This window comes from Saccharolobus shibatae B12, assembly GCF_019175345.1.
GTDB classification, from domain to species: domain Archaea; phylum Thermoproteota; class Thermoprotei_A; order Sulfolobales; family Sulfolobaceae; genus Saccharolobus; species Saccharolobus shibatae.
Map to the genome: position 1 here is coordinate 927,883 of NZ_CP077717.1, position 16,421 is coordinate 944,303.

The 16,421-nt window shown below is 33.9% G+C and carries 15 protein-coding genes; 8 read left to right on the top strand and 7 right to left on the bottom strand.

Going from position 1 to position 16,421, the window contains the following annotated elements; translation table 11 throughout:
- Positions 1-10: 10 nt before the first annotated feature.
- Genes J5U23_RS05145 through J5U23_RS05170 form a run of 6 tightly spaced genes read right to left on the bottom strand, consistent with a single transcriptional unit; the run spans position 11 to position 7,898 of the window.
- Complete coding sequence (locus J5U23_RS05145) at positions 11-1,102, bottom strand: DNA double-strand break repair nuclease NurA (RefSeq protein WP_218267166.1); 1,092 nt, start codon at positions 1,100-1,102, stop codon at positions 11-13.
- Entirely contained in the window at positions 1,099-1,788 is a 690-nt protein-coding gene (locus J5U23_RS05150; RefSeq protein WP_218259749.1) for a V-type ATP synthase subunit I domain-containing protein, read from the bottom strand. The genes J5U23_RS05145 and J5U23_RS05150 overlap by 4 nt, the downstream gene beginning before the upstream one ends.
- Positions 1,775-4,813 carry a P-loop NTPase fold protein gene (locus J5U23_RS05155; protein WP_218267167.1) on the bottom strand — a complete coding sequence of 1,013 codons (3,039 nt, stop codon included), beginning with the start codon at positions 4,811-4,813 and terminating at the stop codon, positions 1,775-1,777. The genes J5U23_RS05150 and J5U23_RS05155 overlap by 14 nt, the downstream gene beginning before the upstream one ends.
- Positions 4,814-4,817: 4 nt before the next feature.
- Entirely contained in the window at positions 4,818-6,431 is a 1,614-nt protein-coding gene (locus J5U23_RS05160) for an ATP-binding protein (protein WP_218267168.1), read from the bottom strand.
- A 44-nt stretch (positions 6,432-6,475) separates the two neighbouring features.
- The gene (locus J5U23_RS05165; RefSeq protein WP_218267169.1) at positions 6,476-7,042 is read right to left on the bottom strand and encodes a DUF5591 domain-containing protein; all 567 of its coding nucleotides are present in this window, start codon (positions 7,040-7,042) and stop codon (positions 6,476-6,478) included.
- Positions 7,014-7,898, bottom strand: a complete 885-nt coding sequence (locus tag J5U23_RS05170; protein ID WP_218261347.1) for a tRNA guanosine transglycosylase family protein — start codon at positions 7,896-7,898, stop codon at positions 7,014-7,016. The genes J5U23_RS05165 and J5U23_RS05170 overlap by 29 nt, the downstream gene beginning before the upstream one ends.
- A 242-nt stretch (positions 7,899-8,140) precedes the next feature.
- On the opposite strand from J5U23_RS05170, the gene J5U23_RS05175 reads away from it, so the two are divergent.
- Genes J5U23_RS05175 through J5U23_RS05195 form a run of 5 tightly spaced genes read left to right on the top strand, consistent with a single transcriptional unit; the run spans position 8,141 to position 12,833 of the window.
- Positions 8,141-8,821: a hypothetical protein gene (locus tag J5U23_RS05175; RefSeq protein ID WP_218267170.1), complete on the top strand. Its 681-nt coding sequence runs from the start codon at positions 8,141-8,143 to the stop codon at positions 8,819-8,821.
- A 41-nt stretch (positions 8,822-8,862) separates the two neighbouring features.
- Positions 8,863-10,794, top strand: coding sequence for a thioredoxin domain-containing protein (locus tag J5U23_RS05180; protein ID WP_218267171.1), 1,932 nt, complete (start codon positions 8,863-8,865; stop codon positions 10,792-10,794).
- Positions 10,795-10,806: 12 nt separating this feature from the next.
- Positions 10,807-11,526 (top strand): SDR family NAD(P)-dependent oxidoreductase, encoded by a 720-nt coding sequence (locus tag J5U23_RS05185; RefSeq protein ID WP_218267172.1) that lies wholly within the window; start codon positions 10,807-10,809, stop codon positions 11,524-11,526.
- A complete protein-coding gene (locus tag J5U23_RS05190) occupies positions 11,527-12,168 on the top strand; it encodes a TenA family protein (protein WP_218267173.1) in 642 nt (213 codons plus the stop codon). It abuts the gene before it with no gap.
- 2 nt (positions 12,169-12,170) lie between these two features.
- Positions 12,171-12,833 (top strand): hypothetical protein, encoded by a 663-nt coding sequence (locus J5U23_RS05195; RefSeq protein ID WP_218267174.1) that lies wholly within the window; start codon positions 12,171-12,173, stop codon positions 12,831-12,833.
- On the opposite strand, the gene nucS is transcribed toward J5U23_RS05195, so the two are convergent.
- A complete protein-coding gene (gene nucS, locus J5U23_RS05200) occupies positions 12,827-13,540 on the bottom strand; it encodes an endonuclease NucS (protein WP_218260224.1) in 714 nt (237 codons plus the stop codon). The genes J5U23_RS05195 and nucS overlap by 7 nt on opposite strands.
- A gap of 51 nt (positions 13,541-13,591) precedes the next feature.
- Between nucS and J5U23_RS05205 the strand changes: the two genes are divergently transcribed.
- From J5U23_RS05205 to J5U23_RS05215, 3 genes are all read left to right on the top strand, one after another.
- Positions 13,592-14,650, top strand: coding sequence for a glycosyltransferase (locus J5U23_RS05205; protein WP_218267175.1), 1,059 nt, complete (start codon positions 13,592-13,594; stop codon positions 14,648-14,650).
- 123 nt (positions 14,651-14,773) lie between these two features.
- The gene (locus J5U23_RS05210; RefSeq protein ID WP_218267177.1) at positions 14,774-15,337 is read left to right on the top strand and encodes a hypothetical protein; all 564 of its coding nucleotides are present in this window, start codon (positions 14,774-14,776) and stop codon (positions 15,335-15,337) included.
- A 24-nt stretch (positions 15,338-15,361) separates the two neighbouring features.
- Positions 15,362-16,414: a radical SAM/SPASM domain-containing protein gene (locus J5U23_RS05215; protein ID WP_218267178.1), complete on the top strand. Its 1,053-nt coding sequence runs from the start codon at positions 15,362-15,364 to the stop codon at positions 16,412-16,414.
- The last annotated feature ends 7 nt before the right edge of the window (positions 16,415-16,421 follow it).

A 16,421-nucleotide genomic window follows, 5' to 3' on the forward strand; every position in this document is an offset into this window, starting at 1 on the left:
CATCTATCATCTAAGTCTTTCTCATCATTAATTCCGCTAACTTATCGTTTATATCCAAATAGTTTTCTCTAGCTAGGTTAAATAGTAATGCGTATTTTTTTGCATCTTGTGAATTTATTTCCGAAAGTTCGTCAGCTAATTTATTCAATAACGTAACTTCTCTAACACCTTGCATAGCCCATGTGTTCAAATATTTAATTGGCGTGAAGTCAGGTTCCTTTTCAACTAACACATCTATTCTAGCTATTGGTGATGTTATGTTATACTGGTAATAGATAGAGTATATGGAGAGTGAATCGTTAAACACATTTTTATATTGATTATAAGCCTTTAAGATCCCCTTTAGATCATCTAATATTATCTGATTATTTATTAACGAGTCCCAATTTATCCATCCTAGAAAGATTGGTTTATTAAACTCAGACTTTTCGAGTCTATATTTATATATAATATTAGATATTATGTAATTCTCCCTTGCTTTAATCAGTGCCGGATAACTATTTAAAAATTCCTTAATCAATATTCTATGGGAGAAGTTCTTTACTATTCCCATGATTAATTTGTTCTTACCCTTTAATCTTCTAAGTACTGTGGAACGATATAGTGCTAACTTATCCAGCGATAAGATATTTTCTATCTCAACGTCCTCTTCATAATATGTGGGAGGATCCACTATAGGTCCATCGATAAATATCACGTCACAATCCTCACACTTCTCAATTAAACCAGTTTCTAAACTAAGCATAAATAGAATGGATTTATTGGATATTACGTTCTTATCGTAGTAATTCTCTATTATTTTGAAATCTTCAGCTATCTCAGACGGAACACTCTTTTTATCCTTCTTTTTCCCTAAGATCTTCACAGCTCTAGCTAGGATAAGAGTTACATCACTTAGCTCTATTTCATATTTACTTCCATCTACTGCACATGCTATGTGGTCAGAATTTATAATCTCGTCAAGTATTCCTATTTTTAATTCCGAATTATTTGATGTAATATCGTCAAAAATCAAGTTAGTTGCCATGTTTATCTTTCCTCTCTCATCAACATCCTTGGTAGCTAGCTCATTTACCTTTTTGATTATCTCATTAATATTCAAACTTTCACCTTTATCGAAATATTTCTCTCTACAAGCATTTTCATAACCTTAATAGCCTCTTCTAAATTATCTTTACTAATCTTTATTTCGCCTTTGTCTATTAGTATTATCAGTATGTTAATCTCATTCTCGTTTAGATTTAATTTTCCTAACTCGTTAACGATAATCTCGTACAGTTCATTGAGGTGTTGTTTAGCTTGTATTTCGACTTCATTTAGCTTAGAAAGTGATTTCTCCTTAGGTATACTAAAAGTTTTTACATCTTTCTGAATTTTAAGAAAGTGATACAAAATTTTCGCATACAATTTTAGTCTATCATTTATTTCCTCGATGTTCTTAATCTTATCGTCTATTATCTTATTCAGATCTTGTTCTACATCCTTTTCTAAGCTGTCAATTTTCCCTTTTACCTTCTCTACGTATCTGATTATCTCTTCGGCGGAATTGAGCTTAACTAGCCTCTCTATATCTGCTTTAATTTCCTCAAGATTATCTTCATATTTATTTAATTCGTTTATCTTCTTCTCTAAGCTCCTTAATTTCTTTAGAGACTCCTTCAGACTTTGTTTAGATACCTCTAATTCCTCTATCATCTCAGTAATTTTTCTATCTTCTTCTCTAAGCTTTTCTACGTCCAAATTCTGCTTATATTGGGTCAATTTTTCTATAAACTCAGCTAAATCCATGTTCTTCTAGAACCTCCTTTATTTCTTGAATCAATTGCGTTATCTTTTGCGTGTTTCTCTCCACGTTTTCCCTCAACTTAGGTAATTCTGGACTTATCTTTTCCAACTCATTTACAATCGTCTCAATATTATTTAATTGAATACCTACCTTACTTAATGATGTAATTTCATCTACTATTGTTCCTTTTAACTCTTCCCCAACGATTGCTACGCCATTTAGTGTCTCTTTCAGTAATTTGAATAATATGAAATAAAGATTCGAGTTGTCTTCAACATGAATTGTAGCAAGTAAATAATCAAGGTATCTTTTGAAAGATTCCGTTTCTCCCCTTTCATTTATCTCTTGAATTCTTTTCGCCAACTTATCCATGTGTATTTTGAAGTTGTCTTTAAGTTCTCGAACTATCTCACGTACTTTCTCTATTTCCTCTATTTTCTCGTTTATCTTAACATATCTCTTAGCCTTTTCCACAACTTCTAATTTCTTAGAGATTTCCTCCACGATCTTGTCCGTTTCAATTACTGATTTCTCGGTCTCTCTTAATAATTCCAGATAAATATTCGATAGGTAGAGGTAATCATAACATAGCCTTATATCCTTATTTTCAGTGCAAGATTTCTCATATGTTTCTATAACTTCTCTCATTTCTTCAAGACTCCTTACTGCTGCTCCCCTCTTTTTAGCAGTTATGAAGTATCCATAAGTTGAGTATGGATTATCTAGTTTTTCCTTTATTTTTCGTATCTGGTCATTTATTTTCATATAAATTGAATCTTTATTTAAATACTTGGCGACTTCACCACTAACTATTGAAGAATAAACTAGGAAATCTAAAGTGGGATTTTGTCCAATTTTTTTATCAGGATTAAAAATTTGGTAAGCGAAGGCTAAAGGATTATTTTTGTTATCCTTTCTTTTTATATCCTGTGGGTTTACATAGTACATTATATAATTAAATATAACATCCTCCGCTTCTTGTTTGTATTTTTGTCTAATAAGTCCCGCAAATAGCTTAGAAAATGAGGATAACGAGTCTCCAGCTAAGTCTTCGAAATCTATGTAATTAGCTCTTATCTTTATTATATAATTATTATAGAAGTAAGTAACAACGTCTTCAATAAATGTGTTTGATGTTTCTATATCCTCTAAATGGAATTGCTTACTTCCATACATTCTGAATTTCTCATTAATGATGTCATTTACTTTGTCGAACACTTCATCAGCGTTTGCCATCTTAATTGAAGGGTAAAATATTATCCAATTGAACGATTGTATTAATCTCTTATTTTTAGGTATTGGAAGTTGTTTCAAATTAAGGTTATCTCTTATTTTTAGCAGTAGAGAGGATATCGAATTTTTCAAGTCACCTAGTCTTAGTTCTATGGAATCCAGCCTAATTCTACTTTGCCCATAGATCTTAGAGAATAGTAAATATAATAACTGTCTTTTCTTTGGTGTGGTGATTTTTAGTTCTATCAAAGGTATTGATAGTTCGTCTAAAGTTTTCGACAATTCTTCCTTTCCTATTTGAGGCTCTATTAGAATAAGTCCGTGAATTATATCATCGCTTTCTTTAATCTCTTTTATTAGACTCCTAATTTCATCCTCGTTAGACGGTTTTGCTAAAATGATTGTAATTTTGTCATTTCTCTCGACGATTTTTAAAAACCTTATGTAGTCTCTGGTTCTGTTAACACTATCTATTTTTATTCCTAGAACCTCCATAAAATATTCTAGTGATTCAAGTTCCTTCTCTCTATCTGTAATATATGTATTTACGAACTGTAGAGCTTTATCTCGTATTTCCCTAGACTTGAACTCTACTACTAGTCCTCCTATATTCGTATTCGCTACGCTCTCAAAGAAGTTCCAAGATAATGCATAGGCTTCAGTTTTACTGAATAGTGTTAGTTTTTTAATATTCTCCTTTAATTTGCTTGTATCTATACTTTCGTACACTACACTTTCTATATTATCAGATATAAATACGTGAAAGTCATCTTGATAGTATGTTAAAAGGAAGTCCTCTACGTATTCTTGTCCTTTAGGGAATATCTCAATCCATTTTAGGTATGGTATTAGTACTCCCTTCGCTACATGACCTTCTAATTGTTTTATGATTAGTTTTTCGTCAGTGAATATTCTACTCATTAGCACTTTATATAACTTACTTGATTCTTGAGAGTCCAATTCGTTCTCTATTTTCGTTAATGTATCTAGCTTAATGGTCTCCCCTTCTGAATTTAGGCTAATTCCTTTCTCTGATCTGGCTAGTTCATTAAAAATTCTATCTATATTAGGAAGATTATCACACAATATATCGTTGAAGAACCTTACGTATTTTCTTCTTTCTTGGTCTATTACCCAGTACGGCAAATCCATGTATTGGAGTATTTTGAAGTCCTTTACGTTAGCCATATTTAGCATGCATTTTAACATCAATAGAAACTCTAATTTAGATGGATTTTCTATACTAACTTTCCTTATTCTTTCTAAGAGCGAAGGGTATGTCTCTGAAAATAGGTTATAAATTAATCCACCAGTTCCAAATATTTTAGAATATGCGCTAGGAGTCATGGAAAGATATACTATTGAATTTCCGGTTGAGTTAGCTAATTCCTTTACCTTACTCCAAAAATCCTTTATCTCGCTTTGATATTCTGCAAAGTAATCTACAGAACTCTCTACCTCATCAATAAGATATACGTTATTTCTGAACGTTAATAAGTCCTCAGTTTTACTTAAAAGTTCTACAAAAGGTACTTTTATTACGTTAATATTTTTGCTTTTGGCGTATTCCTCAATAATGTCAAGGAATGTGCTTTTTCCTTGACCCCAATCGGCTACAAGGGATATTATTTCTGGGGATTGTTTAGTCTTAGATATCCTGTCTATCTCATCCTTAACCTGCTTGAAAAATCTCAGTCTATTAATGTATAATGGGTTTTCGCTAATGCAAGAGAAAATTTGATAGATGTAAGACGAGTCAGAGGCAGTCTCACTTATTCTCTTGTAACAACTCACATTTTCACCCTTCGCTTAAAATTAAATCAATTCTTTCCACGTTTCCAGCGTATGATCCCAACCTAGCATCCCACGGTATTCTTACCAATGCTGGACTTTTCATTATTGACATAAGCCCACTTATTATTATGTGTCCAGTCTCTAATGATGTCAAATTCCTAGTCAACGATTCTGGTAAACCTCCCGAAGCAGACATCACATATCTTACATCTTCGTGATATATTCTATGAAAGAAGAAGGTGTTAATCATCGACAATACGTATTTATCTATAAATGCCGGTCTTTGACTTACGAGAATTAAAGAAGCCCCAAATTTTCTTCCTTGGGTTGCCAATGTTACTAATACGTCTTTTGTCAAGTTGGCGTTTACTGGATAATCAACAGAAGGTATGTAGTTTTGTGCCTCTTCTATTACAAATCCCAAGAACCTTTGATTGCCGTTATATTTGGATTTTGTGAGATAATTGAAGATCAATCTGGTTATGTAACTCACGATAAGCTGTTTTGTAAGGACGTCTATACCCGGTGAACCCTCAGCAGAGAAGTCTATTATTGCTAAACCTCTATTCCTCCAAATCACTTCTAGTGTATTTTCAGTTAAAGATGCAGAAGAGTTGACAAGTTGTAGTCTGCTAATCACCTTGTTTTTGAATATTTCTAGTGCACTCGCAATTCCTCTGGCCGTGCTTGTTGTTATTCCTATATCTTTATTTTGAGCCATAGTAAGGATCTCATTTCTTAGGTTCTCAATTCCTATTGCAGTTCCTAGAAGGGTATTGTATTCCTTACTATCGTGATTTGCTAGCACTTGCTCTAGGAAATTTAGTTGCAAGGTGTTATAGGAAGCTTCTCCGTATTTTAGAGACATAATGAATTCTGATAATTCTCTAGGAGTGAATATGGACAAATCTATTGTGAGTTTAATGTCATTTTGTTCCTTAGGATCCTTTAGTATATACCTTTTTATCCAGCCCCTTCCCTTAGATACGATGTCTAGATTTGTCGAAGCTAAATCTATATAGTCTCCATTCGCATCAATTACAATCATCGGTAAGGCTGTGATCTTATCTCCTATTTTTATGTTGGATAGAAGCTTGATTAAATATCTCATATTATAGCTTTTTCCACTCCCTGTCTCTCCAAAAACTCCTACATGCATCGTTATCGCATTAAGGTCTAATAATAATGGTATTTCAGAACCCGCTAAAGCGCCGTACTCAATTAATCCTTTCTTGTTTTTTATACCATAAAATGAAAGTAGGTCTTTTTCACTCTTTATTTCTGGTAGTCTTCTTACGAAAGAACCCGGTTTAGGAGTAGTGTTATGATCATATTTTTTTATTAAGTGCAAAGTAGCCTTTATTATTGTATTCATATCTAGAATCTCGTATATCGATGGTTCTTTTAGTATTGACTTAGCTATATCCCCCCTTTCGTCAAAGAACTCGTTCAGAAATTCATAATTCTCAACCCTGACTAGCGAAAGTTTCTCAGAATCATCAATTAATAACAATTGCCCTATGTTTATTTCTTCGTCAGCTCTAATTAGCCCTTGCAATTCATTTGCTTCGCTCTTCTGCAGTACTATTCCTATGATCTCTCCCTTTTCCATCAACATTTAACATTATTTAAGAACGTTTTTAAACGATTAAGCTACTGGAATTATGATGAAATGCTTGTTATCACATTAGCTATGGTTTTGAAGGCTAATCTACCATATGGGTAAATTGTTACTTTTAAATTTGAGATTTCAGCTGCCCTTTTGACTATTTCGTAGTGATGCCTAGGTAGTATACCTATTAATCTCTTGTGTAACATACTTACTTTTATGAGGGGTTTCGTTAATAACATTATAAACTCTTCTTTCTCCTCTTTACTCATAAGTCTCGGCGGGTAATCGTAATTATTAAAGGGATAGCATTCCTCTAATTCTTTAGGCACTAAAAGCATTGGTTCCGATACTGAATAGACTTGCACTTTTTCTTCTAAATTATATTTGTTTAATGTAGCATAGGCTATTTTGTGGGTTGGTGATAATGAATAAGGCTTAACTACTGTACAAGGCAATAGCAATCCAATTTCCTTGTCCGAATTCCAATTTTCCAGGAAATAATGATGCCATCTCATTACTACCGGGTGTCTGAATAAATCATCCGTATTATCTTTTTTAGATATTCTAGTAAAATCAGGCTTTAGATATTCATATAGTCGCTCGCATGCAGAGCTCATTTACCTCTTCCTCTATCTCATCTTCTGGGAAACTATCTAGCTTTTTAGAATACTCTATTAATGGATTGTTAATCTCATATTCTGAATTTAAGAGTACCCAAGCATTAATTAGACTTCTATCTACCCAATTATCAAGTCTGATTGGAAACGGATAGTTTGTCCTATCTAAGAATGATAATAAATTCTCTAATTCCTCTTCACTCGCTCTCCTAGTGCCCCAAACTATTTTTCTTTCACCAACGTATCTTTCTCCTTTGCCGGGTATAATCACCATGCCATGTATTCCCTTGATTCTATAGGTTGAGGTATCTACACTATTAGCGTTAAAGTAGACTTTTCTCATGAATGGTGATCCAGCTCCCAATACGTGAATTTTTCCTTTCCATAATTTTCTCACTAGATGATATATTGTAACTGCGAGTTTTTTGTTTCCACTTTTATTGAGGGTAGGAGGTATAATTCCACCGAATGCCACTAGATCAGTATATTTGGAATAGAAGTCTATGGACTTCTTTATTGATTCTACATCATAAGCGTGTATAACTGGTACTATTTTCTTATCAAAAACCCCGTACAGATACTCGAAGTATTTGTAATTTAATTCTGAAGGTTTATGACAAGGGTTTGACGGTATATCGAGGCTCATGTATTGTGTAGCATCTAAAATTTTATATTTCTCAACCACTTTTTCTATTTCAACCTTTATACCTTTTACCATTATTTGATATCCTCCAGAGTCTACCCATGTCTCATTTTCCCAAGATAGATTATTCCAGTTTAATTGGTTAACCATTAATGGTTGTTTAAACGTCCAAACTGGGATTTTCAAGTCAGGTATACCTAGTATTATCTTCATTTTTCCTGGTATTGGTATTACTATCGGGTTATAACTTCATTTATAATAATACCTTATTGGCAAGTTTATTTCTCTACATTTTAGTTAACGAAAATCTCACGTTCATATTATAGTATATCAGGGAAACAACCCATCATCACGTTTCAGTTAAGGTTGGTTTCCTCATACATTATAATCATTATTTTTAGTTACTATTATCAGTTACGCTTCACTGACTGTTAGATATTAAACGCCGGATCATTGTGTCTAAAGGAGCAGAAATCCTTATATTGTTTACAGTATTGGTATTTACGCTAAATATTATTAGTAACGCATACGTAGTTAATGTAAAAATTTTAAGTCCCTTTCCGGTTACATTACTGTTTTCTGACTCCCATGGTGTCAAATTGGTTTCTTCCAATCAAACTCTAAACGTAAATAGTTCAAATTTAAGGATTCAAGCTTTTGTTTTAGCCCCCTATTCCTATTCTATGCTTATTAATGGCAATAATACTAATGAATTAAACGTTAATCTGTCCAATTACTCTGAATTCAACCTCACAGTAATCGTTATTCCTAGTTATGCCTTTTTGAAAGTTGATGTAGTTGGAAAGGGTACAGTTTATATTGAATTAAATAATGGTACTATTATTGCAGTTAGGAACTCTTCTGTGGTTAAATTATATAATGGGTCTAACGTTCTTCTTGAGGCTAGTGGAGATCTTCTTAATTGGTCAAACGGTGGTAATACCATGACTATTTGGTACACGGTTAATGGTAACTCAACAATTACAGCGTTTTTTGGTAATTCTAGTATTCTTCTAAAGTCTGGTTCTGTTAAACCTATAGTAAATTACACAGAAGTAGGACTTAGTTTGTTTGCAATAGGATTTTTCGTATTATATAAAATATATTCTAGAAAAGACCAAGATACTAATGTTTGATAACAACTTTTAAATGTGAACTCGTTACTAAAAATATTAGAATGAATGAGAGATTAAGGAATTCTCAAAGCGGTTATTTGAGGAAAGCGGTAAATCATCCAATAAATTGGTATACCTGGTCTAACGAAATATTTGAAATTGCGAAAAGGGAGGATAAGCCGATACTTATTGATGTAGGTGCTGCTTGGTGCCATTGGTGTAACGTCATGGATGAAGATACCTATTCAAACCCAGAAATAGTTAAGATAGTTAATGAAAATTTCATTCCAGTTAAGGTTGATCGAGATGAAATGCCCGATCTGGATAGACTTCTACAAAACGCAGCCATGGCCATAACAGGTGAGTCTGGGTGGCCTCTAACCATATTCATGACACCCGAGGGAAAGGTCTTCTTTGGTGGAACTTACTTTCCTCCAGAAGATAAGTATGGAAGAATAGGCTTTAAGAAATTATTGTTAGAGATTTTGAGAATATGGAGAGAAGACAGAAATCAAATATTCTCATCTTCAATAGACCCTAATATGCTAATTGCTAGGAATAGTGGTGGAGTTCTGAGTTCAAGTGTTCTAGATGACGCGTTTTCCTATATAACATCCTATTTTGACATTGAATATGGTGGATTAGGGTTTGGCGCTAAATTTCCCCATCCTTTTGTGGATTTACTATTCCTTAACTACAGTGCTACTAGGGGAGATGACTTAGGTAAAAAACTTGGTCTATTCACCTTAAGGAAAATGTATTATGGCGGGATTTTTGATCAAGTTGGTGGAGGATTTCATAGATATACTGTTGATAGAGAATGGAAGTTACCTCATTTTGAGAAACTACTTATAGATAATGCCGAATTGATTTACGATTATTTTACTTATTATACGGCAACTAATGACATAGAAATTCTCGATGCCTTAAGAAATTCAGTAGATTTTGTTTTAAGAGAACTATACATGGATGGGAAAGGTTTTGCTAATAGCTTAGATGCAGATAGTGAAGGTATGGAGGGTAAGTACTATACGTGGACTGAGGATGAGCTTAAAGGTGCGTTAGGAAATGATTACGGTATTGCGATAAGGGTATTCGACCTAAAGAATACTGTAGAAGTTGAGGGCAGGAAAGTTCTATTGAGAACAACTGAACTTAGGGAGCTATCTAAGGTAACTGGTTTACAAGTAAATGAGATAATAGAGAAGGTAAGTGAGATAAGGGCCAAACTATTGACGTATAGAGAGCAAAATAGGAAAATGCCATATAGAGATGATAGTACATACACTTATCCTAACGCAAAGCTTACTGAATCTATACTGTTTTCCTCATTAATTTTAAACAAGGGTATTGAGGAGGCTAAGCTTGTTCTGAGTAAGTTAGGAAAAAGCGTTAGCAGGAGGTTAGATGGTGGAAAAGCTGGATTACCAGAAGATTATGCTGCAGCACTTTTAGCAAGTATCTCCGCATACGAGGTATTAAGTGAAGAAAGGTATTATGATTTGGCAATTGAACTTGGTAGGAATATTGGAGATATTAAGCCTAATAATTTCACTGACATGCCTAATGAGTCTGCAAATTCAATGTATATTAGGGCATTATTCAAATTATCTCTATTATCTGATGAGTTTAAAGTTGATGAAGGGAAAATTAAACCTCTAATTCCCTCTCTAACTGCTGAAAATTCTCAATTTATTGCTGGGATAGTTAATACTATCTCGAGTTACATTAATGGTATGGCTCATATCGTAGTGGTTGATGAAAAGGACGGACTAGCTGAAAGATTGCATAGAACTGCGTTACTTACCTATTATCCCTTTAAATTAGTTGAAAGGGTAGATGACAGTAGAACTGATTACGTTAGTTCAGTAATAAGGGCTATGATAAAATATAATGCGGGAAAGAGTAGAGCATATGTTTGTATAGGCAATACGTGTAGTATGCCAGTAAGTGAAGAGGAAAAGATTAAACAATTACTTAAAACTAAGCTTTAACATTTTTTATGTATGGGAAGGTTAGACAATAAGAAAGTAGCTATTATAGGTGTAAGCGAGGGTTTAGGTTACGCCACTGCCTATTTCGCATTAAAAGAGGGTGCACAAGTTTGCATAAATTCGAGGAATGAGAACAAGCTAAAGAGAATGAAAGAGACTCTAAGTAAGTATGGTAATATCCATTATGTAGCTGGTGACGTCTCTAGTACTGACGGTGCTAGGAATGTCATAGATAAGTGCGCATCTCTCCTTAACGGAATAGACCATTTAGTGGTTACTGTTGGTGGGTATGTTGAGGACACAATAGATAATTTTAGCGGATTAGAAGAGATGTTAACTAATCAAATAAAGATTCCTCTTTATGTGATCAATTCATCTCTAAGGTTTCTTAAGGAAGGCTCTAGTGTAGTCTTAGTATCATCAATGAGTGGTATTGGCAAGGCTTCTCCTGATCAATTATCTTATGCAGTAGCTAAAGCTGGCCTGGCTAAGGAGGTCGAGATTTTAGCCTCTGAATTATTAGGGAGGGGAATTAGGGTTAACGGTATTGCTCCAACTACCATAAGCGGAGAATTTGAACCTGAAAGAAATTGGAAAAAGTTTAGAAAATTGGGTGATGATATGGCACCTCCAGAGGATTTCGCTAGGATTATTATTTGGCTTTTAACTGATGAATCAGATTGGGTAGATGGTGTGGTAATACCAGCTCACGGTGGTGCAAGGCTAAAATAGGTGTCTATAATGAGTAATGTTGAAAATTTGATTGAAAGCGTAGGAGAATTATGGAATAGGTATGTTAAACACGAATTCGTACTTAAGATGAGAGATGGATCTCTTCCATTAGATATCTTTAGATATTACCTAATACAGGATGGAAAATACGTAGAGGACATGCTAAGGGCATTGCTGATTGCCTCAAGTAAAGGTCCTATTGATAAAGTTACTAAGGTACTTAATTTAGTTTTTTCCACTCGGGATAAGGGGTTAGAAATTCATAGTAAGCTTTATTCTGAGTTGAGTATTTCTAGAGATGAGATAGTTAAAACTAGATACAATCTAATAAATTACGCCTATACGAGACATCTATACTACTATGCTAATCTAGATTGGAATAAATTTTTGGTTGCATGGACTCCATGTATGTTTGGATACAGTATAATTGGTGATTATGTAGTTGAGTCCCCTCACCAGCTCTATAAAACGTGGGCCTCATTTTATGCTTCAAATGAATATAAGAAGAGAGTTGAGGCTATTCTTGATGCCTTAAACGAGGTAAATATTACTGAAGGTCTTCTAAGTATATTTGTAGATTCTGTAAGGTTCGAGATAGGCTTCTGGGAGGCCTCTTTAAGGAAAGACCCTACGGTGTACTAAAAATGAGCTGGATAAGAGATACCAGTTTTCTTATGGAGTGTGTCAAGAATGGGAGCATAAAGATTGAAATTAATGTTTCTAATTATTCCATGTCCTTTAATCTCTTTAACGGAAAATATAATTTATCGTTATTTTCATCAGATAATATTAGAATATCATATGATGGTAATAGGCTAATTGATATGCATAACTTAAGAGTTTTGAAGGATCATGATGCCAGAGTGCACATTTCTAATACGATTAGTAATATCAAGGGAAATATGTCAAATGAGATAAACAACCTGGCTATAATGTATAATATTCCAGTGAAAATTCTAAATGATAACCTAGAAGCAATATTTAATCTTAATTTCTCATTGTTAAGCTGTTTAGATTATGGTTTAGATTATTTTCTAATCCATTTGACTAATGACTTTGCAAAGCATTCATCTCAATTTGATGTAGTAAAGAAGTTGAAATTAATACTAGGAAATGAAAAGGGCTGTATTAAGGCTATTTTAGCCTTATCCAACACCTACGAATCGGATTCTTTTTTGTTTTCTAATGATTGTATAAGTTTTCAGGTTGACATGAACGGATTCTCTAAATTCTTGAGGGATTATAGGACGCTCAATGCAAAATATACGGAAGTTATAGATTATCTTAAACAACGATTATCTCAGTAACCAGAATACTTCTGTATGTCGTATCTGATAAACTCAAGACCTAATTTTTGTAATAGTTCTCTTGCATGAGTAGTTAAATCCGGTGCTACGAGTATCCCTCTTACCTTTTCTTCTTTTGTTTCTCTTATGTGTAAGTAGTATCTATATAATTGTGAGACTGCACTCAGTTGAGCTTTACTTCTCTTTACTTCAATTATTACGAAATTACCTTTTTTATCTAACCCCACCAGATCTATTTTCCCATAAGGTGTATTATACTCTCTGGTTAATGGGATAAATCCTTCTTCGATCATACTGGGATTTTGAATAATAGTATTTACTATGTCAATCTCTCTTCCTTTAATCACGAAATCTCCATCCTTTACTTCAGCTGACGTTATGTAAAATACTTCTTTCAAATCTATCTCTATTACTTCTTTTGGTCTTTTTCTTTGAGCTACTATCTTCAATGGATAATCATTCATTATCTCTATTTTAGTCCCTGGTGGTTGCCAGTTTAACGGTTCCCTTTTCACACTTTCATGTATTATCACTGTGCCATCCGGTTTCAATATTATTAACCTAGGAGATTCCGAGGCTACTGATTCAGCTCTTCCCTTATAATTCACCTTACATGTAGCGAAGATTACTACGAGTTCTCTATAAATTCTCTCTGTTAAGAAGGAATAAATTTCCGTATTGCTAGGATTCAGTAGTACCGAGTACACAGTATTACTTATCCTCAATGCTTAAATACCTTACTGTATCACTCGATACTAATGGAATATTATGATTTAATACTTTACCTTCTTGTATTTGGGGCTGACATGTTAATAATTCTGCAGACATATAACGAAATCAAAATGTGGAAGACAGTGAAAGGAAGCTTCATAGGTAAAGTATCAATAATAGTTCCAATAAAGGGCATAGATACTGGATTAGAAAGGAACATAGAGTCTTTGCTTTCGCAAGATTACCCATATCCTTATGAGGTAATATACGTTGTAGATAAGGGAGATGAGGTGGAAAATGTTCTAAAAAAGTACAACGTCAAGATCGTTTACTCAGATTTCAATTGTGATTCATGTAGTGGGAAAATTAGGGCCCAGATTTCAGGTCTTTTAAGGGCCTCTAATGATGTTATAGTTTTCGCAGATTCAGATACATGGTATCCTAGATATTGGCTTAGAAACTTAATTTCACCATTAGATAAATATGAAGCAACTACTACGTTTTCTTGGCCTTCCCCTTCTAGAATCACCTTAAGCAATCTTATAAGAGCTGGATTTTGGACCTTAGGTTTTGAATCTCAATCACTTCAGAGCTCTAGATTTTTATGGGGAGGTTCAATGGCGCTAAGAAGGGAATTCTTTGATAATGAAGTTCTAGACGAGCTTTCTAAAGAATGGTGTGACGATTGCACATTGACTAGGATAATTAAGAGAAGAGGTGGTAAAATAGGTTTCGTTATGAGCGCAATTCCCCTTAATGTTTATGACGAGGATAGTCTCATAAGATGGTCATCTCGACAGATAATTACTATTTTAGCTTACTCGCCTAGAGGAGCAAAGGCGTATTTGGTAGCAGGAACGTTTTTCACTTTAATTCTAATTTACTCTCTCGTTTATCTCAATATAATTACCTTTACCCCCTATTTACTATGGATAGTTAAGAATGTAATTAGAGGAGCGAAATATCCTAAACAAGCGCTAATTGCGTCACTTATGACTATAGTAGCAATACCTTATGCGTTATTTCTTGTGGTGTTTAACTGGAATAGGAGAGAGGTCTATTGGAGGGGTAAAAGATATATAGTAAAACCTTTAAGGGAGAAGTGAAAGATACAAAGATGATGCTGATGTTCTACCCCTAAAGATTGATGATTGGAGGTGTGACGCTGAGATGATGAGGTCGAGTGCTATAGATAGATGATATAAGGACCACTTCTGATAATATAATATATGCAGAGTACCTCAGTGGAAATTTACCTAAATATTTATTCATTCAGGCATGAGCTAGAACACTTTACCATAGAAGAGGAAAGGGACGAGTGGTCAATCGTAAAAGATAAAGCCAATGAAAAGTATATTGTAAAAGAGTTTGCTGATTACGGTATTTTAATATATCCTGTTTATGATCTTAAAGATGATATATTATCTTCATTTTCCATCCAGCTCCCCTCAGTTGGCAAACTTAAAGAAGTTCTCTACACACCAGAAAAATGGATTGATAGGTTAGATTTAAGAATAAACGATAATAGTATAGAAGTCCCTTCATTAATATTAGATTATTTAACCGGAATAGATATTATAAACTCGTTGATATTCAGCTTCGGCTTCCAATATGCACAATTAGATGATAACTCCTTGATTATTAAAATACGCATATCTAGACCCTTAAATCATACTTCATTGGACTCTCATATCAGAGCGATTTATCATATGCTGAAATTATACTACAGTGTGAAAAAGGCACAAGAGGAAATTGCATCTAAGATTACTCTAAGTTATATAAAAAGCATATAAAAACGTGTCCACTTTTGGTATACTATGCTATGGCTTGTAATGACTACGGGAAAATGTAACCTTAAATGTGATTATTGTGGAGGTTCTTTTCCGGCTAATGTTGTACCTTATGGTGTTAAATATGATATCAATTTACTTAAAAGACTGGTAGAGAATGACATGGAGTCCACAATAATATTCTACGGTGGGGAGCCATTGCTTAATTACAAATTTATAATGACCGTTTTAGATAACGTAAGAGCTAAGAGATATGGCATACAAACTAATGGTATTGCAGTAAGACTTCTTCCTGAAAAATATTGGAGAAAAATTAATGTTGCGTTGTTATCTATAGATGGTAGAGAGGAAACTACTGACAAACATAGGGGTAAGGGTATTTATAAAGCGGTTTTGCGATCAGCGAAATACCTTAAGGATCTAGGCGTTGAAACTATAGCTAGAATGGCAGTTACACAAGATACTGACATCTTTGCTGATGTCATGCATTTAATAGATTTAGGTTTATTTGATAAGGTACATTGGCAATTAGATGTAATATGGAGTGAGGAATGGGATTTTAAAAGTTGGTCTTTTTCGTACTTGCATGGGATAAAACGGCTGACTGAGTATTTCCTTTCAGAACTAAGGAAGGGAAGGGTTGTTAAAATAATACCCATATTAGGTGTAATTAGTGCTCATTTCTTTGAGGGGTATAAGGGTTCTCCATGTGGTGCAGGATATTCCTCAGTTACAGTTACTCCAGATGGGAGAATACTTTCTTGTCCAATAGCGGTAAGGGAAAAATGGGCTGAATTGGGTAACGTAAATTTAGGGTATAGGCTCTTAGAGGATCCATTACCAGATGATTGCAAGAGATGCGAGTTTAAACGATATTGTGGTGGGAGATGCTTATATGCACAAAAGGAAAGATACTGGGGTGAGGAGGGATTTAAAGTTGTTGATGAAGTTAACAAGGAATATCTTCGTACGGTACTCTCAATAATACCAGAAATTGAAAAGCTTATCAGAGATGGCAATATAAGACTTAGTGATTTGTATTATAATCCGTTACTTGATTCAACTGAGATCATACCTTAAAAACTCT

What these genes read in the sequence shown, in the direction of transcription:
- J5U23_RS05150 (WP_218259749.1), bottom strand. Translation starts at nt 1,788, where the DNA reads ATGGATTTAGCTGAGTTTATAGAAAAATTGACCCAATATAAGCAGAAT.
- J5U23_RS05160 (WP_218267168.1), bottom strand. Translation starts at nt 6,431, where the DNA reads ATGTTGATGGAAAAGGGAGAGATCATAGGAATAGTACTGCAGAAGAGC.
- J5U23_RS05165 (WP_218267169.1), bottom strand. Translation starts at nt 7,042, where the DNA reads ATGAGCTCTGCATGCGAGCGACTATATGAATATCTAAAGCCTGATTTT.
- J5U23_RS05170 (WP_218261347.1), bottom strand. Translation starts at nt 7,898, where the DNA reads ATGAAGATAATACTAGGTATACCTGACTTGAAAATCCCAGTTTGGACG.
- J5U23_RS05180 (WP_218267171.1), top strand. Translation starts at nt 8,863, where the DNA reads ATGAATGAGAGATTAAGGAATTCTCAAAGCGGTTATTTGAGGAAAGCG.
- J5U23_RS05185 (WP_218267172.1), top strand. Translation starts at nt 10,807, where the DNA reads ATGGGAAGGTTAGACAATAAGAAAGTAGCTATTATAGGTGTAAGCGAG.
- J5U23_RS05195 (WP_218267174.1), top strand. Translation starts at nt 12,171, where the DNA reads ATGAGCTGGATAAGAGATACCAGTTTTCTTATGGAGTGTGTCAAGAAT.
- J5U23_RS05205 (WP_218267175.1), top strand. Translation starts at nt 13,592, where the DNA reads ATGGAATATTATGATTTAATACTTTACCTTCTTGTATTTGGGGCTGAC.
- J5U23_RS05210 (WP_218267177.1), top strand. Translation starts at nt 14,774, where the DNA reads ATGCAGAGTACCTCAGTGGAAATTTACCTAAATATTTATTCATTCAGG.
- J5U23_RS05215 (WP_218267178.1), top strand. Translation starts at nt 15,362, where the DNA reads ATGCTATGGCTTGTAATGACTACGGGAAAATGTAACCTTAAATGTGAT.